This is a genomic window from Pseudoalteromonas sp. EB27, from assembly GCF_001974875.1.
Classification (GTDB): domain Bacteria; phylum Pseudomonadota; class Gammaproteobacteria; order Enterobacterales; family Alteromonadaceae; genus Pseudoalteromonas.
Map to the genome: position 1 here is coordinate 35,722 of NZ_MTQD01000020.1, position 24,265 is coordinate 59,986.

The 24,265-nt window shown below is 38.3% G+C and carries 24 protein-coding genes; 13 read left to right on the top strand and 11 right to left on the bottom strand.

The window, feature by feature from the left end:
- Window positions 1–2: 2 nt before the first annotated feature.
- Window positions 3–671: a DUF2987 domain-containing protein gene (locus BW142_RS18820; RefSeq protein WP_024600125.1), complete on the bottom strand. Its 669-nt coding sequence runs from the start codon at window positions 669–671 to the stop codon at window positions 3–5.
- Window positions 664–1,470: a glucosaminidase domain-containing protein gene (locus tag BW142_RS18825; RefSeq protein WP_024600124.1), complete on the bottom strand. Its 807-nt coding sequence runs from the start codon at window positions 1,468–1,470 to the stop codon at window positions 664–666. The genes BW142_RS18820 and BW142_RS18825 overlap by 8 nt, the downstream gene beginning before the upstream one ends.
- Before the next feature lie 184 nt (window positions 1,471–1,654).
- Here BW142_RS18825 and BW142_RS18830 point away from each other — a divergent pair, with 184 nt between their 5' ends.
- Window positions 1,655–2,947, top strand: coding sequence for an anti-phage deoxyguanosine triphosphatase (locus tag BW142_RS18830; protein ID WP_076925924.1), 1,293 nt, complete (start codon window positions 1,655–1,657; stop codon window positions 2,945–2,947).
- Between the two features lie 82 nt (window positions 2,948–3,029).
- Here BW142_RS18830 and BW142_RS18835 read toward each other — a convergent pair whose 3' ends face one another.
- The gene (locus BW142_RS18835) at window positions 3,030–5,186 is read right to left on the bottom strand and encodes a prolyl oligopeptidase family serine peptidase (protein WP_076925925.1); all 2,157 of its coding nucleotides are present in this window, start codon (window positions 5,184–5,186) and stop codon (window positions 3,030–3,032) included.
- A gap of 165 nt (window positions 5,187–5,351) precedes the next feature.
- Here BW142_RS18835 and BW142_RS18840 point away from each other — a divergent pair, with 165 nt between their 5' ends.
- Window positions 5,352–5,666: a DUF962 domain-containing protein gene (locus BW142_RS18840; protein ID WP_076925926.1), complete on the top strand. Its 315-nt coding sequence runs from the start codon at window positions 5,352–5,354 to the stop codon at window positions 5,664–5,666.
- 669 nt (window positions 5,667–6,335) lie between these two features.
- Window positions 6,336–8,906 (top strand): TonB-dependent receptor, encoded by a 2,571-nt coding sequence (locus BW142_RS18845; RefSeq protein WP_076925927.1) that lies wholly within the window; start codon window positions 6,336–6,338, stop codon window positions 8,904–8,906.
- Window positions 8,907–9,196: 290 nt separating this feature from the next.
- Here BW142_RS18845 and BW142_RS18850 read toward each other — a convergent pair whose 3' ends face one another.
- Window positions 9,197–9,418, bottom strand: coding sequence for a hypothetical protein (locus BW142_RS18850; protein ID WP_076925928.1), 222 nt, complete (start codon window positions 9,416–9,418; stop codon window positions 9,197–9,199).
- A 203-nt stretch (window positions 9,419–9,621) separates the two neighbouring features.
- Between BW142_RS18850 and BW142_RS18855 the strand changes: the two genes are divergently transcribed.
- Window positions 9,622–10,110, top strand: coding sequence for a hypothetical protein (locus BW142_RS18855; RefSeq protein WP_076925929.1), 489 nt, complete (start codon window positions 9,622–9,624; stop codon window positions 10,108–10,110).
- A gap of 24 nt (window positions 10,111–10,134) precedes the next feature.
- Complete coding sequence (locus tag BW142_RS18860) at window positions 10,135–10,785, top strand: hypothetical protein (RefSeq protein WP_076925930.1); 651 nt, start codon at window positions 10,135–10,137, stop codon at window positions 10,783–10,785.
- Window positions 10,786–10,948: 163 nt separating this feature from the next.
- Here BW142_RS18860 and BW142_RS18865 read toward each other — a convergent pair whose 3' ends face one another.
- The 3 genes from BW142_RS18865 to BW142_RS18875 form a co-directional block, all read right to left on the bottom strand.
- Window positions 10,949–11,950, bottom strand: coding sequence for a branched-chain amino acid aminotransferase (locus BW142_RS18865; RefSeq protein ID WP_272941825.1), 1,002 nt, complete (start codon window positions 11,948–11,950; stop codon window positions 10,949–10,951).
- Window positions 11,951–12,141: 191 nt separating this feature from the next.
- On the bottom strand, window positions 12,142–13,194 hold the full coding sequence (locus tag BW142_RS18870; RefSeq protein WP_076925931.1) for an acyl-CoA desaturase: 1,053 nt from the start codon (window positions 13,192–13,194) through the stop codon (window positions 12,142–12,144).
- Window positions 13,191–14,234 carry an iron-sulfur cluster-binding domain-containing protein gene (locus tag BW142_RS18875; RefSeq protein ID WP_076925932.1) on the bottom strand — a complete coding sequence of 348 codons (1,044 nt, stop codon included), beginning with the start codon at window positions 14,232–14,234 and terminating at the stop codon, window positions 13,191–13,193. The genes BW142_RS18870 and BW142_RS18875 overlap by 4 nt, the downstream gene beginning before the upstream one ends.
- A gap of 268 nt (window positions 14,235–14,502) precedes the next feature.
- On the opposite strand from BW142_RS18875, the gene BW142_RS18880 reads away from it, so the two are divergent.
- From BW142_RS18880 to BW142_RS18890, 3 genes are all read left to right on the top strand, one after another.
- The gene (locus tag BW142_RS18880) at window positions 14,503–15,678 is read left to right on the top strand and encodes a PQQ-dependent sugar dehydrogenase (protein ID WP_076925933.1); all 1,176 of its coding nucleotides are present in this window, start codon (window positions 14,503–14,505) and stop codon (window positions 15,676–15,678) included.
- Between the two features lie 151 nt (window positions 15,679–15,829).
- Complete coding sequence (locus BW142_RS18885; RefSeq protein ID WP_007375469.1) at window positions 15,830–16,009, top strand: DUF6435 family protein; 180 nt, start codon at window positions 15,830–15,832, stop codon at window positions 16,007–16,009.
- A 614-nt stretch (window positions 16,010–16,623) separates the two neighbouring features.
- Window positions 16,624–16,860: a DUF3144 domain-containing protein gene (locus BW142_RS18890; RefSeq protein WP_024600116.1), complete on the top strand. Its 237-nt coding sequence runs from the start codon at window positions 16,624–16,626 to the stop codon at window positions 16,858–16,860.
- 36 nt (window positions 16,861–16,896) lie between these two features.
- Here BW142_RS18890 and BW142_RS18895 read toward each other — a convergent pair whose 3' ends face one another.
- Window positions 16,897–17,850: an IS110 family transposase gene (locus BW142_RS18895; RefSeq protein ID WP_076925934.1), complete on the bottom strand. Its 954-nt coding sequence runs from the start codon at window positions 17,848–17,850 to the stop codon at window positions 16,897–16,899.
- A gap of 264 nt (window positions 17,851–18,114) precedes the next feature.
- On the opposite strand from BW142_RS18895, the gene BW142_RS18900 reads away from it, so the two are divergent.
- The 5 genes from BW142_RS18900 to BW142_RS18925 all read left to right on the top strand — a co-directional run bounded on the left by BW142_RS18900 (window position 18,115) and on the right by BW142_RS18925 (window position 22,195).
- Complete coding sequence (locus BW142_RS18900; RefSeq protein WP_076925935.1) at window positions 18,115–18,720, top strand: DUF998 domain-containing protein; 606 nt, start codon at window positions 18,115–18,117, stop codon at window positions 18,718–18,720.
- Between the two features lie 45 nt (window positions 18,721–18,765).
- Window positions 18,766–18,957, top strand: a complete 192-nt coding sequence (locus BW142_RS18905; RefSeq protein ID WP_076925936.1) for a hypothetical protein — start codon at window positions 18,766–18,768, stop codon at window positions 18,955–18,957.
- A 536-nt stretch (window positions 18,958–19,493) separates the two neighbouring features.
- Window positions 19,494–20,504, top strand: coding sequence for a hypothetical protein (locus tag BW142_RS18910; RefSeq protein WP_076925937.1), 1,011 nt, complete (start codon window positions 19,494–19,496; stop codon window positions 20,502–20,504).
- Between the two features lie 687 nt (window positions 20,505–21,191).
- A complete protein-coding gene (locus BW142_RS18920) occupies window positions 21,192–21,707 on the top strand; it encodes a hypothetical protein (protein ID WP_076925938.1) in 516 nt (171 codons plus the stop codon).
- Window positions 21,708–21,829: 122 nt separating this feature from the next.
- Window positions 21,830–22,195, top strand: coding sequence for a cupin domain-containing protein (locus BW142_RS18925; protein WP_076925939.1), 366 nt, complete (start codon window positions 21,830–21,832; stop codon window positions 22,193–22,195).
- A gap of 45 nt (window positions 22,196–22,240) precedes the next feature.
- On the opposite strand, the gene BW142_RS18930 is transcribed toward BW142_RS18925, so the two are convergent.
- The 3 genes from BW142_RS18930 to BW142_RS18940 form a co-directional block, all read right to left on the bottom strand.
- The gene (locus tag BW142_RS18930) at window positions 22,241–22,696 is read right to left on the bottom strand and encodes a GNAT family N-acetyltransferase (protein ID WP_076925941.1); all 456 of its coding nucleotides are present in this window, start codon (window positions 22,694–22,696) and stop codon (window positions 22,241–22,243) included.
- Between the two features lie 64 nt (window positions 22,697–22,760).
- On the bottom strand, window positions 22,761–23,354 hold the full coding sequence (locus BW142_RS18935) for a DUF2238 domain-containing protein (RefSeq protein WP_076925943.1): 594 nt from the start codon (window positions 23,352–23,354) through the stop codon (window positions 22,761–22,763).
- Window positions 23,355–23,415: 61 nt separating this feature from the next.
- Window positions 23,416–24,207 carry an SDR family oxidoreductase gene (locus BW142_RS18940; protein WP_076925944.1) on the bottom strand — a complete coding sequence of 264 codons (792 nt, stop codon included), beginning with the start codon at window positions 24,205–24,207 and terminating at the stop codon, window positions 23,416–23,418.
- Window positions 24,208–24,265 lie beyond the last annotated feature (58 nt).

Sequence of the window (24,265 nt, forward strand, 5' to 3'; positions counted from 1 at the left end):
GATCACTTAACAATCCAAGGCGTTACTTTAATAACTTGCGATATATCGCCAAGCACCGCGCTATCATCTTCCCAGCTATCTTCAACTGCAAAGTAACATACTGACTTTTCACACGTTATGCTCTTATCATCAAATTGCATTGGGCTTTTAAATGTAACTGCTACGCCCTTTTGCTCTGGTAATAAAAACCACATTAATTTACTTACAAAAAATCCCGACAAATCAGTTAACAGCTCATCAAGTTCGTCGTTAATGGTATATAACGACTGCTTTGAAAACGCTAAACCTTCAAGTTCGTTTGCTTCTATTTGTAGCTTTAATTGGCAATCGTGTACAGGATTGAGCGGCTCTACTACAATGACCGCTTTATCGGTATCAAGCTGCTTATCGAACGGCAATAGTAATTGTGCTTTATCGGTAAAGTTAAGTGGATACTCGTTTCTTTCGGTTAAAATAGTACCGCTTTTAATCGCACATGTTTCATTAGTACCAATATCACTAATGTAAAAGTTAACTCGCGCATATTGAAAATCGCCTTTGTTAACAATTTTTAAGCGGTCGTAAAAACCGTCATACGACATCACAAACTCTCTCGCATTAACATTAAATGCACTAATGCTCAGCAGTACTAACGCAATAGCGTTGGTACAATTAAAAATGTATTTATTCATCAAAGTAGGCTCTATTTTGGCTAATCATGGTGTTTAACTCTTCTATATACGCTTCACCGCGCTCAGAGTAAGACATTAAACCATGTGTAAGTTCAGTCGCTAAAATTGGTTTTTGCTCAAGACGTAAGTTTTCACGTATTGCGCGCAAATCTTTATAAGCAGGATGCGTATTTATGTTTTTAAAGTAAGAGTTTATAGCAGCTCTTACCGATTTGAACGCAGCAACTTCGTGCGCAGCCCCTGTATTACGGCGTTTTGGCACCATGCCACAACCTTTTGTGTAACACCACTGACCAAAAAAGTTAAGGCCAATACGTGCAAAACGTGATGTGCCCCACGCAGATTCATTTGCAGCTTGCATAAGCGCTAATTCTTTAGGAATTATATCAACACGGCGTAATGCTTGCGTAAGTATGAGCGTATCAACCGTGGTTGGTAAGCCGTATGACTTTAAAATTTTAGCAATATCTTTGCTTTGCTTTTTTTCTAAAGGTAATTCGTTTTGTAGCATCATGCGTGCTATTTCTAGCTTAGCGCGTTGCTGTAGTATTTTTTTGTTTTCGGCTTCTACATGCGGGCGGATAAAGCTAAAAAATGCATGTTTTTTTTCTTTTACATCACTAAATTCAGAAAACTTAGGTAATTTTACGTTATGTAATGGTTTTTCTTTTTTCTTCACTTTTTTGGGTTGTTCTGACGTTTGTTCATCCTGATCAACGTCGTCACTTTGTATAAACGGATATGCAAGCGCCCATACAAAAAATACGGTTAACAAAAACTGAAAAATAATTCTTAGCATGTATTCTCTCTTTCAAACAACTAATTATGCATGGTTAATACACAAGCATACGAAGGCACATTATACCTAAGCCACTTTATAAACGCGAATAACGAAAAGTAGTGCATTTGTTCATTCGCAATTTATAAGTCCATGGGTATACTGGGCAAAGTTTAATAATATTAACTATGTGTGAGTAAGCAGTATGGATAAACAATGGCAAAGCCGAATAATAGAGCAATATAAACATCGCCCTAACGATAACCGCTCGCCGTGGCAGGTCGATCGTTCGCGTATTATTCATGCCGCTGCATTTAGACGTTTGCAAGCTAAAACCCAAATTATGGGTATTGGCCTAAACGACTTTTACCGCACTCGCCTTACCCACTCTTTAGAAGTATCGCAAATTGGTACTGGCATATTGCGCCATTTAAAAGCGCAACATAGTGACTTTACGCACTTTCCATCAACCGGACTGCTCGAAACACTCTGTTTAGCGCACGATATTGGCCATCCGCCTTTTGGCCATGGTGGTGAAATAGCACTCAATTACATGATGCGCGATCACGGTGGTTTCGAAGGTAACGCACAAACACTGCGCATAGTTGCAAAACTTGAGCCCTACAGTAATGGCCACGGCATGAACCTCACTCGTCGTACTTTATTAGGCTTTATAAAATACCCCGCGTTTATTAATACGCTTTGGCATACCATTCCTGACGATACAACCGGTCGTGCATTTATAAAAGCGGATGATTGGAGACCTGCCAAAGGGTTATACAACGACGATGCAGCCATATTTAATTGGATAGTAGAACCACTGAGTCAAAACGATAAAACATTGCTAGGTAGCCATGCTGCTATTGATAAGTACCGCGCTAAAACAACGTATAAATCGCTCGACAGCGCCATAATGGAACACGCCGACGATATAGCGTACGCGGTACACGACTTAGAAGATGCCATTGCAACCCACGTACTTACGTTAGACGATTGGCAAACTCATGCTCTGCCTCATTTAAAAGCACTAAATTTTGCCTGGTTAAACACCATGCTTGAATCGCTGACCCAGCGTTTGTTTTCAAAAAATGATTATGAGCGAAAAGATGCCATAGGTGAGCTGGTTAATACCTTTATTATTCATATACATTTAGATATTCAAAACGATGACTTTGAATGCCCTATTTTAAAGTACACCGCTAAATTAGATGCCCAATACGACAGTGTATTGCAAATACTTAAGCATTTTGTGTTTCAACGTTTAATACGTGACCCCGAAATGCAGCAAATAGAGTTCAAAGGTCAAAATTTACTAATAGAGTTATTTACGGCGTTTGCTAGCGATCCGCTGCGTTTATTGCCCGAAACAACACAAGCACAGTACATAGAAGCACAAAAGCAAAACCAAGGTATGCGTATAATTTGCGATTACTTAAGTGGAATGACCGACGAATACGCTTATAAAACGTATCAACGATTGTTTTCACCTATGCAGTAGTAATATTAAAAAGGCCGAGTAAATTAAATTTACTCGGCCTTTTTGCTCAGCTATTAAAGTTAGCTATTTAGTTAAATCGCTCTTATAACGACTCTACGCCCATGTTGTAAAGCGTAAAACCAAATATATCAGCGTACTGCTCAATTGTTTTGCTTGTTGGAGTACCTGCACCATGCCCTGCATTGGTTTCTATGCGAATAAGCGTTGGATTATTACCCGTTTGCTTTGCTTGAAGCTCAGCTGCAAACTTAAACGAATGCGAAGGGACAACGCGGTCATCATGATCGCCAGTTGTAATCATAGTAGCTGGATACTCAACACCTGCTTTTACATTATGAAGTGGTGAATAACCTTTAATGTATTCAAACATTTCTTTGCTTTGCTCGCTCGTACCGTAGTCGTATGCCCAACCAGCGCCCGCAGTGAATGTATGGTAGCGCAGCATATCAAGTACACCTACAGCAGGTAGAGCCACTTGAAATAAGTCTGGACGCTGCGTCATCACTGCGCCAACTAACAAACCACCATTAGAGCCACCGCGAAGTGCTAAGCGCTTTTTAGACGTGTACTTTTTGTCTTTTAAGTACTCAGCCGCTGCAATAAAGTCGTCAAACACATTTTGCTTTTGCAATTTTGTGCCTGCATTATGCCAGTCTTTACCGTACTCACCGCCACCACGAATATTAGCAACGGCGTACACACCACCTTGTTCAAGCCATACTGCATTAACGGGGCTAAAGCTTGGCGTTAAACTAATATTAAAACCACCGTAACCATATAAAATAGTAGGGTTTGAACCATCAAGCTTAATGCCTGTTTTATAGGTAATTACCATCGGTATTTTAGTACCGTCTTTTGATGTGTAAAACACCTGCTCAGACGTGTAATCATCGCTATTAAAATCAATAGCCGACTTACGATAAACACCCGATTCACCCGTAGTTACATCAAACGTATAAGTAGTACCTGGTGTTTTGTAGTTAGTGAACGAATAATAAAGCGTTGTTTGATCTTTTTTACCGCCAAAACCACGTGCAGTACCCACGCCTGGCAAGGTAATTTCGCGAATTAGCTCGCCTTTTTTGTTGTACTGTTTTACCTGCGAAATAGCATCAACCATGTAGTTGGCAAAAAAGGTATCGCCACCTTTTGTCAGGTTTAGTACGTTTTTGGTTTCAGGAATTAAATCAACCCAATTTTCAGGGCTTGGATTACTTGCATCAACCGTCACTACTTTTTTGTTTGGTGCATTAAGGTTAGTAACTAAAAACAGCTTGCTGCCTTCGTTATCAATAACTGATGTATCTGAATCAGTATTTCCTACAACCGTTACAAACTCACTGTTTTCTTTTGTTAAATCTTTTATAAACAGCTTATTGCCTGAAGTAGACGTACTAGCTGAAATAAGTAAGTAGCGGCCGTCATGAGTTACATCAGCGCCTACATAGCGATGTTTTTGCTCATCAGTTTCACCAAATACAACACTATCAGCAGATTGAGCAGTACCTAGCTTATGGTAATACGCTTTATGCTGATCTGTTTTAGCCGAAAGCTCACTGCCTTTAGGCTTTTCGTAGCTTGAATAATAAAAGCCTTCGTTGCCTAACCAGTCTATACCACTAAATTTAACATCAACAAGCGCTTCTTCAACTTGCTCTTTAGTATGTGCATCAATAACTATAATTTTACGCCAGTCGCTACCGCCTTCAGATATTTGATACGCGAGTAATGAGCCATCTTTTGAAAACGATAAACCCGACATAGACGTCGTACCATCGTCACTAAACTTGTTTGGATCTAAAAATACTTCTACGTCGCCGCCATCTTTACTGCGATACAAAACATACTGATTTTGCAGGCCATCGTTTTTATAAAAATAGGTGTAGTCGCCCTCAGTAAAAGGTGCGCCTATTTTTTCGTAATTCATTAGTTTTTCAAGGCGCTGCTTTAACTTATCGCGATAAGGTATCTGCTCTAAATAAGAAAACGTTAAATTGTTTTGCGTTTTAACCCAATCTGCAGTCTCGCTGCTCATATCATCTTCTAACCAACGATATGGGTCGCTAACTGCTTCTTCAAAGTAGGTGTCTACGATATCGCCTTTTTTTGTTTCTGGGTATATAACTGCATTAACTTGCTTCATTGGTGCTTTTACTTCTTCTTGAGTTACCGTATTAGTTGGCTCTGAACAGCCGCTAAGCGCTACAATTACAGCACATGCTAGAGTGTGTTTAAACATCCTGAGTTCCATTCTTATTTATTAATAGTGCACATAAGTTATTAACTTTTAGCTCTTTTGTCTATTTAGATGCGTTAAGCGCCATTTATCGCTGTAAACAAATGTAAACTTACGCTTTAATAGTTCACAACACTGATAAAATAAAAAACGATAAAAGAGCACACCATGCAAAGTACAAACCCCACGTTTAAAAGCTTTAAAGCCTTCTACCCTTATTATTTAAAAGAGCATCGCAACGTTACTTGCCGCCGCTTACATTTTATAGGAAGCACACTCGTTCTTGCTGTAATCGCAATAGCATTATTGAAACAGCAATATAGTTTATTATGGCTATTACCTGTTATTGGATATGGGTTTGCGTGGGTCGGGCATTTCTTTTTTGAAAAAAACCGCCCAGCTACTTTTAAACACCCCTTTTACAGTTTGTGGGGAGATTGGGTCATGTTTAAAGACATGCTTGTTGGAAAAATTAAATTTTAACACTATTTTTATCATTCTTTTTTATACCAATTACTTATAAAAACAAAATTACTTCATGCTTTAAGATATAGGTTCTAATAAGTAGTACATAATTTATAGTACACCCATTAAATGTTAATTTAATTAACATTTAATGGGTGGTTTTGTGTTTTATGTTTTTAAAAATATTTATAACTCAACAGTTGTTTATTGCCAGCCCAATAAAAATGGCTTTCCACTCATGACTAGTTAAACCTACCAACCTCATCTTACCAGTTAATTAAACGTTAAATTTAACTTTTAAATATAATTCATTATCCATCAATTACTTAGCAACTACCTTCGCTATATAACCAAAACAATGGTCATTATAAAAAACAACCAAATGTAATTATAAAAACACCTAAATTAATTGAATGTTATTCAATTGACTGGCTTTGTAAATTAAGTATATGTTCAAGGTAACAAAGAGGTTTATACCAATCCGCTTAATTAAGTGAGCTATTTTGAGGATGGAAAAACGTGTTGATAGCTAGGCAAAAAATTCGCTATTTAGTTGCTTTAAATGAGAATTTTTTAACGCAGGTAACGGCACGTTTAGCCCCTAAAAATGATTAAGTATTATTGCGGGTTGGTATTAATCTTTTTGTACATAACTAAAATAATTCAATGGGTATGGGGAAATACAGCATGAATAGAAAACCGTTATTTAAATTACAGCAATCGGTACCACAAATATTACTCGCCGTGAGTGCGTCAGCTGCACTACTTGGTTCGCTCTCAGTAAATGCTGCAGAGCAAGACACTAAAGCAGAAGAAAACATCGAACAAATAAGCGTAATTGGCTCTCGCCGATTAGGCCGTACAGTAGAAGACAGCGCAGTACCCATCGATATAATTGGCGCTGATGCCCTTAAAAATTCTGGCTTTACTGAAACGAATGCCTTACTTAGCAGTTTATTACCCAGCTTTAACTTCCCGCAGGCATCACTTACTGATGGCAGCGACCATGTGCGCCCCGCTCAGCTTCGTGGCTTAGCCCCCGATCACACCTTAGTGCTTGTTAATGGTAAACGCCGCCACAGCAACGCATTACTTAACTTAAATGGCTCAACGGGTCGTGGTTCATCATCGGTTGATTTAAATGCAATACCAGCAAATGCTATTGCCCGTATTGAAGTATTACGCGATGGTGCAGCAGCGCAATATGGCTCTGACGCTATAGCGGGTGTTATTAATATTGTGCTTAAAAGCGCAAGTAGTGGTGGCTCAGTTGCGGCTATTTATGGTGCTAACGTAACCGAAATGGACGGTGTACCACAGCTTGAATCTGTATCTGAAGGTAGCGACGGAAATTTAGCATTTACCGAAGGTGGCGATCGCTCTTTAACAGACGGTCAAACACTCACACTTCAAGGTAATATGGGTTTTGAACTTGGCGATAATGGCTTTTTAAACATCTCAACAGAATACCGCGACCGCCATTCAACTAACCGCTCAGACTACGATAACCGTGAAAACTACGCACGATTAGATGATGGCTCGTTAGACCCTCGTGAACTTACCGTAAACCGTTATAACCATAACTTTGGTAATGGCGATGTTGAAGACTTTTCAATGTTTTATAACGCAGGTTATCAATTAACAAACGATATCGATTTATATTCGTTTGGCTCTTACAGCAAACGTGAAGGCGAAGGTGGCGGGTTTTATCGCCGCGCGAGTGATAGCCGTAATATAGAAGAAGTATACCCTGATGGCTTTTTGCCGGTTATCACTTCAGACATAGATGACTTTTCGCTGGCACTTGGCGCTAAAGGTTTTGCAAACGAATGGAATTACGATGTATCGGCCGTATATGGTCAAGATGCGTTCGAGTTTGGCGTTATAAATAGCTTAAATACCTCATACGGCCCTACTAGCCAAACAAGCTTTGATGCCGGAACACTTACCTACGATCAACTTACCTTAAATGTTGATTTTAATCGTGAGGTAGACGTCAGCTTTTTAGAAAGTTCAGTAAGTGTGGCCGTAGGTGCTGAGTATCGCCGCGAAGGGTACCAAATTGATGCAGGCGAAGAAGCTTCATATGCACAAGGCACATTTGGCCCAGGTGGTGCAGTAACCGACCCAGTTGATGGCCCATTTGGCGCAGCGGGTTCACAAGTATTTCCAGGTTTTACACCCGAATCAGAAGGCGACAATAGCCGCCATAACGTGAGCTTTTATATCGACCTTGAAACCTACCTAACCGACGATTGGAATTTAGCAGTTGCCGCCCGTTATGAAGATTATTCAGACTTTGGCGATACCATTAATGGTAAAATTGCCACGCGTTATTCGTTAACTGAAGACTTAGCGCTGCGCGCATCGGTTTCTACTGGTTTTAGAGCACCGTCGTTACAACAGCAATACTTTACCTCGGTAGCCACTGTATTTGTTGATGGCGAACCAACCGAAACCGGCACATTTGCACCAGGCAGCGATGTAGCAAAAGCGCTAGGCTCACCAGGTCTTGATGCCGAGGAAGCAACAAACTACGGCGTTGGTTTTACATGGTCTACCGACTTTAATTTCAGCTTATCGGTTGATTACTACCAAATATTAATTGATGACCGCATTGTGTTATCAAACAACTTATCGGGTGCTGCTATTGAGCAACTACTTGAAGGTACCGGTGCTAATCAGGGGCGCTTCTTCTTAAACGCAATTGACAGTAAAACCCGTGGTGTTGATGTGGTTGCCTCTTATAATGTAGCAACCGATGGTTACGGCGATTTAGCCTTTAACTTAGGTTATAACTACGGTAAAAATGAAGTGACCAATATCATCGACCCACCAGCAGAACTACAAGGCGCTGGGTTTGATCAAGACAACTTATTCTCTGGTAATGAGCTGCGTCGCTTTGAAGTAAGCACACCGCGTAATAAGTACAACTTAAGTGCAACGTGGACTAACGATGATATTCGTACAACGCTTAGAACAACACGCTACGGTGAAACTCAAGATCCATCATCAACGGCAGAGCTAAATGAAGTACTAAAACCAAAATGGATCACTGATTTAGACGTAGCTTATGCACTTACCAATAACGTATCGTTAAGCTTGGGAGCGAATAACATTTTTGATATTTACCCAGACGCAACACGCGAAAATGTTGACGAAGTAAGCACTTTCTCACGCTTGTTTGCATACTCTAGCTTTTCACCGTATGGATTTAACGGACGTTACGTGTACGGTAAAATAGAAATGAAGTTCTAACCACTAATTAAAATATCTGTATGATTAGCAACCATTCAGATATTCCAAAACAGTGTAATATATTCAAAGTTAGAAAAATCGGTTTTGATGAGCTCTATAACTAAAACCAGAGCAAAGTAATCATAAGCAACTATTTAGTTTTGAAAGCGATTAATTAACGTGAATTTATTGGCTATTTGGTTTACTTATTTCAGGCTGTGGCCAAAGATAATTAAAACAAATCAAATGAACTTGTAATTAACACAACGTTATTAAAATTCACCTATTCTTGGAAGCGTGCTTAATCGTCTTTATTCCAAAAATAGCCCAACTTCACCAACGCGCTCAGACTCTTGAGAAAATAAAAAGTAATAACCGCCACCATCATATGTACCAATAACCACTCCATTGCTTTTTACTGATTGATATGATGAATCATTTTTATAAAGTTGCCGAAAGTAATTGTCCTTTCTTATAGTGCTACATAGCTTTTCATGTCTTTTATTCTCACCAACTAAACACCATGGTGCCATTTCAAAATTGCTTTGCCACTTATAATCTTATCCTAACAATAACGACGCTTGGTAATTTATTCAATTTAATAAATATAAACACAGTTAAAAATTCAAAAACATTTAAATATAATGTAATTTATGTTTAGATAAACCAAGTTATTTTTGTTTGATGACTCTTTTTTAAAATGGTATTCATCAACTATCAAAGGAATGTTTATTTCATGCGTAAATTCGTCAACATTATATTTGTCACTCTTTTTGCAGTCTTAATCTCGGGGTGTTTAGATAAACCAGATACACCAACACTAGAAAAGCAAAGTACTCTCCTTCGTAATGCAATAAATATAAATAATTTATCTCTATTAGCTGATGCATCCTCAATTCCTTTTATAGTTACTAAGCAAGAATGGGAAACTGCAGATGACGGTTACGGTTTTGTATTAGGTGAAAAAAGTACTTTACTAGCTAGTAATGCCAAAGAGCTAAACGATGTACTTAAAATATTAGAGCCTATTAAAATTGAAGGTGAAGAACCCATAAAGCAACAGTTCACTATTTCAGATTTTACCGAAGAATTTAATAGTATTGATGAACATTGGAAATCTCTTGATATTATTGTTTTTCTTCGTGGGCAAAGCGATGTAGAGCACATAGTTATTTTAGGATTTGATAAAGAATCTTTGAAGTTACGAGCAATATATTTTAATTAGTTTAAACAATAAATAGGAGCTAGGATGGCTAGTATATTCGATCCAAAAGGAAAAAATTTTTCACAACGTATTAATGCATTTTTAGATGATGCAAAAGCAACTTATGGCATTACCGTTGGTAAGGATTCTGGTCGCACAGTTGATTGGCAGCAAAAACACCACGTTGCTCATATGTTTTTATACAATTCGTACAAATCAACTAAACCTGCAAAGGTTGATATAGGGAAAAGAACAATCTCATGGTCACACTTTTCTGATCCAAAAGTTATTTGGGCTACAGTAAAATTCAGTGATTTTTTGAGGACAGCTAAAAATAGTGTTCCTGTAAAAGATGGTACAAAATGGAAAGTTGGTTTTGAACCCGATCAAAAAGCAACAGAAAAGCATGTAAAATCATTGCAAACCACCGCAGGAATAGGTAATTCAGGCAAGGCGATGGTATCGTCAGGCTTAAAGCCTTGTGGTCAACCTTGTAAATGTGGAGCAGGTCGGTCTAAGCATTTAGATGGGATAGCCTCAGATCTTAACAGCGGTAATTTAGCTACACTTTCAGCAAAACTTACGGCAGCAAAAGCTGGTACATTAGATAACTACTTAGCTCAATTTGGTTTATATAGACCATTACTAAATCATCCAACAAGCCCTGAAAAGTGGCATGTTGAGGCGAAACCTTAAACGCTTATTTGCTTACTCTAGCTTTTCACCGTATGGATTTAACGGACGTTACGTGTACGGTAAAATAGAAATGAAGTTTTAATAAGCACAGCTTAAAGTACCCAAACACACAAAAGCCACCGATTAGGTGGCTTTTTAATGCGAGTTGCTATTAAATCTATTATTAGATTTTAGTTAACCAGCCGTGCTTGTCTTCACTTTTACCCCATTGAATATCGTTCAATGCTTGGCGAAGGCGTGCTGTCGTTGGGCCTGGTTCGCCAGTACCAACTTTGTATTCTTTATCGTTATGAATAAACGTACCCACAGCAGTTAGTACAGCTGCAGTGCCCGAAAGCGCAGCTTCAGTGCCAGGTTTAGCCGCACGCTCTAGTAGCTCAGTAACGCTAAAGTTACGCTCGCTTACCGTCATACCTAAATCTTTTGCAATGGTTAAAATACTGTTGCGTGTAACACCGTGTAAAAAGGTGCTATCGAGTGCTTTAGTAATAATCTCGTTGCCATCAATAAGTATAAAGTTAGCGGCACCGGTTTCTTGTACGTCGCCACCTGGGCAAAACAAAATTTGATCGGCTTGATACTTAATACGTGCAGCGCTAATAGGTGCTAGTGCACTGGCGTAGTTACCACCACTTTTTACCATACCCATGTGCGGAGCGCAGCGCATGCCATCTTCTTCAAGCAATACACGTAGTGCAGTTGCACCACCGGCAAAGTAATCACCTACTGGCGATAGTAATGTGTATAAAAGCGAGCTCATTGATGGCGCTGCGGCTTTACCAATTGCAGCCTCAGTACCAATGTGCGTTGGGCGAATATACATAGAACCCGGCGGTAATGGCGTTTCATCTGCATATTCACGCATAATATCGATAATCATCGTTTTTAGCATATCGCTGTCAAAACTCGGTAAGCTTAGTAGCGCTGAGCTTTGTTGCATACGTGCAATGTTTGCATCCATTCTAAAAAGATAAACAGAACCATCTTCATGGCGAAAGGCTTTTAAGCCTTCAAAACATGTACTTGAATAATGAAGAACGTGCGCACCAGCATGAAGTTCAAGTTTATCGGAAGGAACAATTGAGCTTTCGCTCCATTTATTATCAGAAAAACGAGCTTGAATCATCTGCGGCATAAACACGGTACCAAATGCGGCCATTTTAATCTCTCTTGTGTGGTCTATTTCCCTCCATTGTATGACAATCACACGCTATTTAACCATAGCTAAAGTAAGGCTTTTTTAATTAACTATGAGAATTTTTTGCAAGTGCTGTTTACTAATCAACCGCATTGGGTGCTATAAACAAAAAAATCGACCTATGCTGTTACATAGATCGATTTTTTAAAACAAATAATTTATTTAAACGAGTATTTAATAATACGTTTTAATACCGACGTATACTGTCTAAAAAAGCCACCAGTGTGATAATCAATACCGTGTTTTTGCAAAACAGCTTGTACTTGAGGTGCAACTTCTTGATAGCGCGAAGACGGCATATCTGGAAATAAGTGATGCTCTATTTGGCAGCTCAAATGCCCTGTTAAAACATGAAACCAATGCGACCCTTTAATATTAGACGAGCCCAGTACTTGTCGGTAATACCACTGCCCTTGGGTTTCGTTTACGCAGTCTTCTTGTTTAAAGGTTTCGGTTTCTTCAGTAAAGTGACCACAAAATATTATGGTCGACGTCCATAAATTACGGATTAAGTTAGCTACCAAGTTACCCGCCAATACCCATAAAAATAAAGGCCCTGCAAGTAACGGAAATATCGCATAATCTTTAATTAATTGGCGAGCGCCTTTACTAAAAAAGCGTTGCTTTAGTGTTGAGTGCGATACAAGCCCTTCGCGGTTTTCTTTCTTTTTACCAATAAAAACACGCTCTGCAGCCAACTCGTGATACGACACGCCCCACTGAAATAGCACACTTAAATTAATATACGTAAAAAACTGCCATACATTTTTAAAACGCCACTTAAAATCATCGCTCAGGCGTAATAATCCATAACCAAAGTCTCTGTCTTTACCAATAATATTAGTATACGTATGGTGTTCAAAGTTATGAACGCGGTGCCAGCTTTGTCCATCGCACGCAATGTCCCATTCATAATGCTGTGAGTTAAGTTGCTTGTCGTTCATCCAATCGTATTGACCATGCATTACATTGTGGCCAATTTCCATATTGTCTAAAATTTTAGCCAGCGCTAGTAATAACACGCCTGCAACCCATAATAATGGCTGAATAAAACCAAGCATAAGCAAAATTCGCCCGCTCCATTCACACACTCGCTGTTTGCGCACAACAGAGCGAATGTAGTCGGCATCTTGTTGGCCTACTTTGCCAAGGGTGTCCATTTTAATGGCATCTAGCTCGCTTGCGAGCATGTCATAGTTAATGTTTTTCATAATTGTAACTCCAAATCACTAACAGGTTGGCTTACGCAAAGTTGTATTAATTGCTCGCCGTTGTCACTCAATTCACCTGTTTTTAAATTACGTATCACGCCTGACTTTTTAATACATTGGCATTGATGGCAAATACCAATACCGCAACCGCGTTTAACGGGTAGCTTTTTTTCTTCAAACTGAGTCAGTAAAACATCGTTGCCCGATACAACATGGGCACTGGCGTTAATTTTTACATTAAATTGGCTGTCATCGTTTAAGCTAGGCAGCGCCAAACCAAAGGCTTCTTGGTAGTAATTTAGCTTGTGCGTTTTAGCAAAATCGCTCACCGTCTGCATAAATTCAGCAGGGCCACAGCAGTAAATATCTGGATTTTCCCACGGCTTAATATTGCTGGTTATATCGCTTGATTGCTCACGCGTTAATAATAAAAACGAAAAATGCTCAAATTGCGCTGCCAACTCACTTAGCTCATCAACACATTGGTGCTCAGTGGCTTTTGCGTAATACACTAACGAGACTTTTTGCGTAGTCTGGCCTAAGTAATCATCAAGCATAGCCAGCATAGGTGTTATACCCGACCCACCGGCAACAAAAGTAGCCGGTGTATGTGTATTTTTAAATACAAAGTCGCCGTTTGGCGCAGAAATATTGCACCATAAACCCGCTTTTAATGCGCTACTGAGTAAACCTGTAAAGCGCCCTTGCGCATTTGTTTTGATTAGTAAGCGCACCAAACCTGTATTTTTAAATTGCTTAGCGCTTGAGGCCACGGTAAAAACGCGTGTTAATAATCGCCCATTAATTTCAAGCGTTAAACTTATATGCTGCCCTGACGTATGTGTCTGCCATTGTTTGCTTGGCTTAAGCTGCACACTTAAAAAGCCGCCATCAAGCATAGCGGTACTAACTACTTGCGCTCTAAACTGCCCTGCACGCCACGCAGGTTTAAACACCTGCATTATTGGCTCTATGTAGCCTGCAAAACTTTGATGGTGTAAAAACCATTTTGAAAATTGGTTTAATACTTGTGTCATCATGGTTAAATCTCTATCAAATCTTAATTATTTTGAACTTACACGTGTACGCTCAAACTTCAGCGCACAAGTGTACGCTCAAATTTTAAGTTTTCAACCCCAATAGAGTAATTATTCAATTTTTTATTAGCGCTAATTGCTAAAACAATTTCCTGTGAAGAGGTAATTTTATAAATATATAAGTGTGTATTTTTCATTCAACTCAACACTTAACAAATTTATTTATGCCATGTTAAGGTTATAAAAGACTGAATTAATTTTGGAAGCCATAATGATAAATTTAATGTCACATAACACACTCCCTAAACTAATAAGTGCAGGCCTAGCCATTGCTATATTTGCTACTAACGCACCCGCGCATGCAAAAAGCGATTACGTAAAAAACTATAAACAGCTCGATACTTTAGCGCTTAGCGTTAACGCAGTAACAGCTGCAGAAGGTGTGGTTATACCTTGGGCTATTGAGCCTTTAGCTAATGGTGATTTATTAATATCTGAGCGCAGTGGAACGTTATTTTTATTACCTAAAAATACCACTAAATTAACTGAGGTCTCTGGGCTGCCAGGCATTGACGCTAATGGCCAAGGTGGATTACTTGATTTATCACTACACACCGATAGTAAGCAAAACCAATGGCTGTACTTTAGTTACTCAAGTAGTGAGGGCAAAGGAAGCGGAAGTAACACCGCCTTAATGCGCGCCAAGCTAAGTAGCGATCATACGCTGTTGTCTGATCAGCAATTGCTATACAAAGGCGAGCATAATAGTACCAAAGGCCAACACTACGGCAGCCGTATTGTGTTTGATGATGAAGGTTATGTTTATTTTTCAATTGGCGATCGCGGCTCGCGCGATATAAACCCACAAGATCTCACCCGTGATGGCGGTAAAATTTATCGCTTACACGAAAATGGTAATATCCCAAGTGATAATCCGTTTGTTGAACAAAAAAATGCAAAACATGCGGTATGGTCTTATGGGCACCGTAATCCACAAGGTATGTGGTTTGATAATCAAAATAATACTTTATGGTCTCACGAACACGGGCCACGCGGCGGCGATGAGCTTAATATAATAAAAAAAGGCGCTAACTACGGATGGCCTTTAGTAAGCTATGGCGTTAACTACAGCGGTACCAAGTTTACCGACCTTAAAGAAAAAGACGGCATGCAATCGCCCGTATTACATTGGACCCCTTCAATTGCCCCTTCCGATATGTTGTACGTAACGAGTGACAAATACCCAAAGCTTAAAGGTAAGCTATTACTAGCATCAATGAAATTTGCATTTATTAGCGCATTGGAAATCTCAAAGGGTAAGGTTGCTAAGCAATATAAAATACTCGATGGAATTGGCAGAGTACGCAGCCTAGCCCAAGGCAACGATGGTTTTATTTATTTAGGTATTGATGGTCAAGGTATTAAACGCCTGGAGCCAGAAACGTAAACACTAGAACTAGCACACAGTATGCAAAATTACACCGTGTTTACTTTGCGCTTTTAAAGCGCAAAGTAAACATTTTCACCAAACAAAGAACTATTAAGCCCATTAATGCGTACACTAACTAAATATAATTTAATAAATTAAGAGAATACTAATGTTTTCATTTTTAAAGCCTGATCCCGTAAAAAAACTGCGTAAAGAATACGATGTAAAACTAGAGCAAGGCATGCAGGCACAAAGAAAAGGCGACATTAAAAGCTTCGCAATGTTAAGCGCCGAAGCCGAAAAGATCTGGAGTGAAATAGAAACTCTAGAGGCAAAAAAAGCTAAATAATACCAATCGTGTTAAGTTATTAGACATTTATAGCGACGGATAAATAGAGTGATAACAAGGCATAAATTTCGACATGTAGTTGTTCTACATGAGAAATTTATAACGCCGCTAACGCTTTATTTAGCACGCTAGAAAGGCTAAATATTTAAGTCGATTGGTATCAGTATATTTAACGTGTCACCCCTGTTTCAAAAGCAGGAAGACGCGTTTAGTAAATAATTCATGACCTCGTTTTTACAGCTTCCACCAGCCAAAAATCACCTTTTATAATATGCTTACACAAACAAGTGTACTTAAAGCGGTTACTTGCATTATCGCCGCCGTTTTTTAGTGGCTGTTAAATCATTTAAAAAGGCTTTTGGTTTTCATTTTAAATATGTAATTGCTGCATTTACGTACAGTACTGGCGTTTTTCCTCCTAAGTCAAAAAATGAGGACGTTTTCCTCATTTGTGCATATCATTAAAAGAACAACCCGCCTGAAAGTTTATAACTGGCAATGTGTTACAAGATTTGCTATTACTATTAAAAATAACTAAGAGGATATACTTTGCTCATAAAAAGAGGAAAGTGTCCTCTGATAAAGCTATTATATGTTTAGGGAATGTTCAGAGTATGGATGAAAAATTTGAAGAAGTAGTCGGCCGGTATTTAGAAAAAGCGATTGAAGTTGAAACTGAGACTTCAATGTCTCAAGCAAGCTCTTCAATGCTATTTGCTACCGCTTGCTACAATGCTCAAAACATTCTTGATAAATCATCCCCAAACAACCTCGAAGCTAATATTACAGAGTATATTGAAATGTATGAGGATATGCTTAGGAACTCTATTGAGCACTACTCCAGCAAATAAACATATAACAAGTGACTATGGTGTCAATTCCTAATTTCAAACAATTTTAGGATCCCACATGATACCATCCCTCGCCATAGAATTTATGATTACTATAAGCTTTCTTATACAGGCAATAATAGCCACTTTTTTAGGTTTCCCTGCCGCGACTAGCCGATGATAAATAGCTTTAAATTTAGGGTTGCATTGAATAGCTGACATCATTGCCATATACATTGCGGTTCTAATTTTTGGCCGTCCACCTCGTATCATCCGTTTACCCTGATAAGCACCACTTTCTCGATTAAATGGTGCAACACCAACCAGTGATGCAGCCTCTTTATTGTTTACACACCCAAGCTCAGGCATGTCACTAAGTAAGTTAAACGCGACAACATTACCAACGCCAGGCACACTTTGAATAATGTCATTCTTGACCTTATATTCGTCACATTCTTTGATGAGTTTTTGTAGTTTCAAATCTACTTTTTCAATCTGATTTTTTAATGCCGTTAGGATAGGTTTTATTAGTGATGATATTGTTTTTGGCATTATCTGTGAACGATTTTTCTCCATCGTTTGCATATCCATTAACTGCCTTCTTCTAGAAAGTAAATCACTCATCAAGCGCATCTGCTCTGGCTTTAAAGAAGAGAGTGGTGGCTTTATTGCTTCACCAAAATGAGCGATGAGTTGCGCATCAAGTTTATCTGTTTTTGCTTTTTGGCCAATAGCGCCTGCGAAACGTTTAATATTAACGGGGTTAGCAACAACGAAAGGGATATTCGCTTGAGCACACGCCATAACAAAGGGGTGTTCGAGGCGCCCAGTTGCTTCAATAGTAACACGCGTTATTGGGTGCTTTTTTAGTGTTTTTATAGCGTGTTTAATGCCGCCGTCACTGTTTTCTACGGTGAAATATATATCTAACGGTCGGATGTAAATATCGAGTTGAGTTTTACCTGTATCGACACCGACGTTAATTTCATTTTGATTATTGAGTGTATTCATAATAAGCTGACTCTGCCTTGCGATTCGGGCTCGAGGCCCCGTTGACTATCCGAGTTTAGTGCTTGGAGTTTATACAGCGTTCTTTCTTGTTATCGGTCTCTCAATAGAGGAGCCTTCAATCAATCGAACTACTGTATAAAGGCTTTGGTTGCAGCCAAAGCTTGGGCCTCACATTACCCGAACTAGGTTAAAGTATTAATTAATTTATGGGTTTATTATCCATACAAGAACATTAAACGAAAAAATTACAAAAGGAGTTTGGCGGTGTTTGAGAGTATTGCGATCTATTCAGGATTAATAGCAACAATCTGGATATTTATTGGTATTTATGTAGCAAGTAGATTTTATGCTGGTTACAGTCATTCTAAACAATTTTGTAGTGAGTTAGGTGCTACTGGCAGTCCTACTGAAAAATTGTCTCCTTTAATTAATAATTATCCTCTTGGTTTTCTATTTTGCTTTTTCGGTTGGTATCTAGCACAACTTTTAGATGTTTCAGCCTTAGTAAATGCTGCGGGTTGGTTGGTTATAGCTCATGGTGTTGGTACATGGGTTGCTGGTTACTTCCCAATGGACGCCGATCCATTTACTAAAAATCCAACTTTTAATTGTAAGGTGCATTCTTGGGCAGGTTTTATCATGTTACTTTCATTAGTTGTAGCACCAATATTAATTGCTATAAGTCCAACGACTGAAATTATCCCATTATATTTCCGTATTTTTTCATTGGTTTCTGTTGTTGCCGCTGTTTATTATCTTTTCGCAATGGCTAAAGCTGTAAAATCTCAAAGCAATCCTGGTATCCATCAGCGTATTTCATATGGTTTTCAATTACTTTGGCTAACTGCTTTTTCACTAGTATTGGCGTAATTGTAAACTAACAAGGTTCTTCGAGAGATCGCTTTTGAAAATGCAATGGAAAAATTCCCAGATATCGAAATATTTGGGGTTACGTATTTAGATGCTTTAAACGCTGATAAATGGAAAAAACTACCTAAACAGCAAGGTCGTTTAAAAAGAAGTTCATGGTCTTGGGCTAAAGAATACCCATATTACCAAAGAAGACCAAACAGATTTGAAGTGACGTTAAAAAAGGTGGGATATTAGGTGCGATATGCTTTGGGCAGTTATCAAAACATGGTAATAACGTACGGATGAACCTAATTGAATCAACATCTATTCGACCTAGTGTTTTAGGACGAAAAGCGTTGCCAATATTATCTCATGTATCTGCGGTGTTTGCTCAAGCTGTCGAAGCGACAGAAATTTGGGTTGTAGATCCAGATGTCAACCATGAAGAACAAAAAAATTAGGATGGCACCCATCCTAATTACCTTGAACCGACTTTCCTTTAAATAAAAAGCGGAACATTACAGTGAACAAAGGTATGAATAAATTGACCTTACGGGGTCAAATGAAAGTGAATGCCTTACTTCACGCTGCGGCAACTGTATTGCCTTGTTCATAATATAGAAAAGCTGCAAAACACGATGCATTAAGAAGGTTAAGCCCTTTTACCCTAAATAAAAGCCACTCAAACACCCGTAATCCCGTCCAAAACGCCAATTAAAACAACACCAAATTCCCACTTTATATTCTGCATAAAATACAGTAATCGATTGAATCAAAATAGGAACTCAGCTATGGTTTATTTATCAATAAAAAGAAATAAAAAACGAGTTAATCTACAGGCTCGTTATGACCAAAATCGAGGTTTAGTGTTAATGGTAAAGGTTTTAAAGAACGGCGGGATTTCGCTACACACTAACTTAAGTAATATTAAAATTACAGATATTAAACATAAAATAAGACACCCAGTAGAATCTCTTGAGATTAAATTAAAAAAGATAGTAACAGCTTTAAATGCTTTGGATGAAGCATTTGAAAGTAATGAAAATGATACAATATTTGACCACGATGGATCTGTTGAAAAAAGAATATTTGATTATGTACAGTCTTTAGATGAACTCTACGACATATCTTTCCTTGTAATGAAAGCCGTAAATGAAACTATTAGCAATGATAATAACAATGCAATCTTATGGTGCAAAGAAAACTGCAAAGATAAATATTCTAACTTTAAAGGTGCGGTTGATAGATATCATAAAACCATTCGAATAATATCAAATAAAATCAAGCATGATTCATTAAAAGTTGATTTTGTAACTTTGGTCGGTAATAAAGACAATCCAATATCAGGGTTCTACTTTTCAAATATTATAGGTAAAAACAATTTAAACGGTTCTGACTCAGATATTCATGAAGTATATGAGGGGTCCAGTACTGCATTTTCGTATAATCACTTTATTAAGTCTACTGTAGGGTTTGTCTTTTATATGCTTGATAAACTGAACTCTACTTTATTTAAAGAAATGAAATTGAAAAATGATGACCTGTTAACTTTATCTGAAAGTCTTTCGTTAATTTCTGTAGCTGAGAAATATAAACCTCATTTTTTTCCTGATGAATACAGTAGATATGTATTATCTATTGTAGAAAGTAAAAAATCTTTTAATATCGATTTTCCATACAAACAAGGTGAAAATAAAAGCTTTGTATTAACGAATGTTCAATCTTCATTTCGTATTAATAACATTGGCGGGACTAGCAGTGGCCATAATCAAATACCATATCACAAGTTAATTTGGCCATAATCAGGGAGCCGGAGGTCTCTAACCTCCAGCCCCCACGCCACCCATCATGCGGGTCTGCAATGGGCAGTTCATCTCCTGTAATGAATACCGATCCAAATATCTCTCAATGACACTAAACCTTGTGATGCTAAATAGTCATTGCCTAGCGCAATGTTAATTCCTTTTGTTTTTGAGCTTCGACAAGGCCCTTTACTGGTGATACCACAGGCTATAACGAGTCGTACACTGCCCCCCAGTTTTATTAAACTGCGTACTTTGGTGCGTGGTCTACGCCATCAAAAAAATTAGGATGGCACCCATCCTAATTACCTTGAACCGACTTTCCTTTAAATAAAAAGCGGAACATTACAGTGAACAAAGGTATGAATAAATTGACCTTACGGGGTCAAATGAAAGTGAATGCCTTACTTCACGCTGCGGCAACTGTATTGCCTTGTTCATAATATAGAAAAGCTGTAAAACACGATGCATTAAGAAGGATAAGCCATTTTACCCTAAATAAAAGCCACTCAAACACCCGTCCCCCCTTCCAAAACGCTAATTAAAACAATATCAAACACTTCAATATTCTACGTAAAAATACAGTAATCAATTGAACCAAAATAGGAACTCAGCTATGGTTTATTTATCAATAAAAAAATTTAAAAACGAGTTAATCTACAGGCTCGTTAAGTTACCAAGGAAGATATGCGTAAATTTCTGGCATTGGATATAAAATCTCAAATAGACTTGCGAGAAAAGTATCCAGATCTAGATAAGTTGTATGCTGTAGAAGATACAGATGCATATACTTACATGGCGGTTTCGGTTTTCGATCGTTGGTTGGGAGTAGAAGACTCAATTAAATACTTATCTGATGTTGCTGATGAGGAGCAACAAAGTAGAGATGCAAAATTCGTTAAATTTGCGAAAAAATTAATCGACAACACTGAGGTTCTAAACTTTACATTTAAAGGTCGTTGGAGTTCAGCTAAACCACAGTTTCGCAAATTCACCTCGGACGCTGCTAAAGAAGCTTACCTAATGTGCGCTCCACATAATGTAGATAGTAGTCATTTTTATAAAGTGATGCTGCCTGAGTTGGAGGCTGTATATTTTGAAAGCTGGGACGACACTAATGTTTTCTATTTACGTAATCCTAAACACGCAGAAAAAATTGAAAAATGGGCTAATGAATGTGGCTTATACCGTCTAAATAGGTAACTTAATAAGCGCATCAAAAATGACGTCAAACGCTTGGCTGACGCTCATTCTTCGCTAATTTTAGCCAAGTATTATCCGCATTTTATACGGGCGCTAGCAGTACTAGCTATAGAGAATTTTTCATGAAACATAATGCAATCAATTTTAAAGAAAAGTTTACTAAGTTTACAGATCATTGGTCTCCTCGTATAATTGCAGAAATGAATGACTATCAGTTTAAATTGGTCAAAGTAGAAGGTGAATTTGTATGGCATGATCACCCGGATACTGACGAAGTTTTCATTGTAATTGAAGGGTGCCTTAACATTGAATTTCGCGATGGAGTCGTTACATTAGAATCAGGTGAAATGTTTGTAATCCCTAAAGGCATTGAACATAAACCTATAGCAACTTCAGAATGTAAAATCATGATAGTTGAACCTAAAGGTGTTGTTAATACTGGTGATTCAGGTAGCGAACTTACAGCAGAAGATGATGTTTGGGTGTAATGCACAGCTAACAAGAACATTAGACGGAATTTACTCTTCCCCCATTTAATAGGTATCACGATTGTTTTTACCATACACATTCTCAGGACTTATTTGCATTAGTAGTGCGGGGTTGTCTATTGATTTAAACCCGTATTGTGCATAAAGACCATGCGCATCAGAAGTCGCTAATAAAAAGCGCCTGAGCCCTTGCAGCTCAGGGTGCTCTACTATTGTTCTAATAAGTAACTTACTCAGCCCATTACCTTGCAAGTGCGGGGCAATAAATACATCGGCTAAATAGGCAAAGGTTGCTTTATCGGTCACTACTCGGGCAAAGCCAACTTGTTCGTTATGAGCGCTGTAAACACCAAAGCACATTGAGTTATCAATAGCTGATTGCATCACGCTTTTAGGAATGCCTTTGGCCCAATAGCTATTAGCAATAAAGTTATAAATAACATTAAAGTTAAGTTTGCTTTTGTCTGTGCTGATTGAGTAATCACTAGTGTTTGCAGTCATAAGTTAATAGTCTTTTATTAATATTTTATAAGCGTTTCTATATAGTCTTTAACGTCCCTATAGCCTATAAATAATCTTTAACGTTTTTAAGCTGTTTGTCGTGTACTTTTGAAAGCATTAACAACGAGCAAATAGCCCCAAATAACGCCAGTCCCATATCTGATTGGGTATCCCACACGTAACCTTGCGTGCCTAAAAACGCTTCTGCGTTTTCGCCGCTTAATACTGCAACCCACCATTCTATTAATTCGTAAAACGCGCTAAATGCTAAACATACCGAAATAACAAAGGTGATTAACCAGCCTCGACCATTTACTACTTTTTTGCGCAGTAAAATTTCGCGTGCTAGTAGTGCAGGTACAAACCCTTGAAAAAAGTGCCCTACTTTGTCGTAGTTATTACGCTCGCTACCAAATAGATTATCGAAAAAAGGAACTTCGGCGTAGGTGTAATGCCCGCCAATCATCAGCACTATGCAATGCGCTAAAATAAATGTATATAAAATAGGGGTAAGTTTAAAGTGGCTATAGGTACTTGCTAGCAGCACTAAACCAATAATTGCGGGGATAACTTCAAGCAGCCATGTAAATTGATCTTTTGGGTTAATACCAGACCAAATTAATACAATAAAAAACAGGCTCAGCCATAAATACTTCATTTAGAATCCTTTTCTAAATTGATCAAATTTACGGCATTTTACGCCTTTGAAATAAACGACGCTACCTATAGTTTGTTTTTGCGGTAATGCGATTAAACAAAGTAGGAAAAAAGCGCTTAATTGTAGGCGCCCAACCACTTAAACCTTTGCCAATAATCACTTCGTCTTTTTTATTACTAATGGCACGAATCATTTTTGAAGCTGCTACGCTTACATCCATGCCATTTTCTATCGACTCTTCTGGTTTATTTTGCGCTATGCCTTGCTCGTTTAATGAGTTATGCGCAATTGCTGTTTTAATAGAACCTGGGCAAATTGTTAAACAATGAATGTTATGTTGTGCTACTTCTGCACGTAGGCAATCCATAAAACCAACAACCGCATATTTAGAACCCGAATAACCCGTTCTAAATTTTGAACCTACTTTACCCGCCACACTACTAATAGACACAATTGAGCCACTGCGCCTTGCCACCATAGTAGGTAGTACGGCTTTAGTAAGTGCAATTAAGCCAAAGTAATTAACCTCCATTAATTGGCGATACACGTTAAAGTCGTTTTCTAAAAATAAACTGCGCTGCGATACCCCGCCGTTATTAATTAAAATATCTATTGTAGGAAGCTCGTTCATTTTTGCTGTTATTGTGCTCAGTACGTGTTCTGGCTGGGCTAAGTCCAGCGGCACAACTAAGTGCCCTTCACCTTTAAGCGTTGCTTTTAAATCGTTTAGTTTATCTACATTGCGCGCCGATAAAATAACGCGCGCTCCAAGCTCGGCAAATTGTATAGCAAGCTCTTTACCAATACCTGACGATGCGCCGGTGATCCACACGGTTTTATTATTATATTGCATGCGTTATCTGCCCTTTTATTGTTATTTATTAGGTTTTATAAAGGTACTTAGTAAAGTA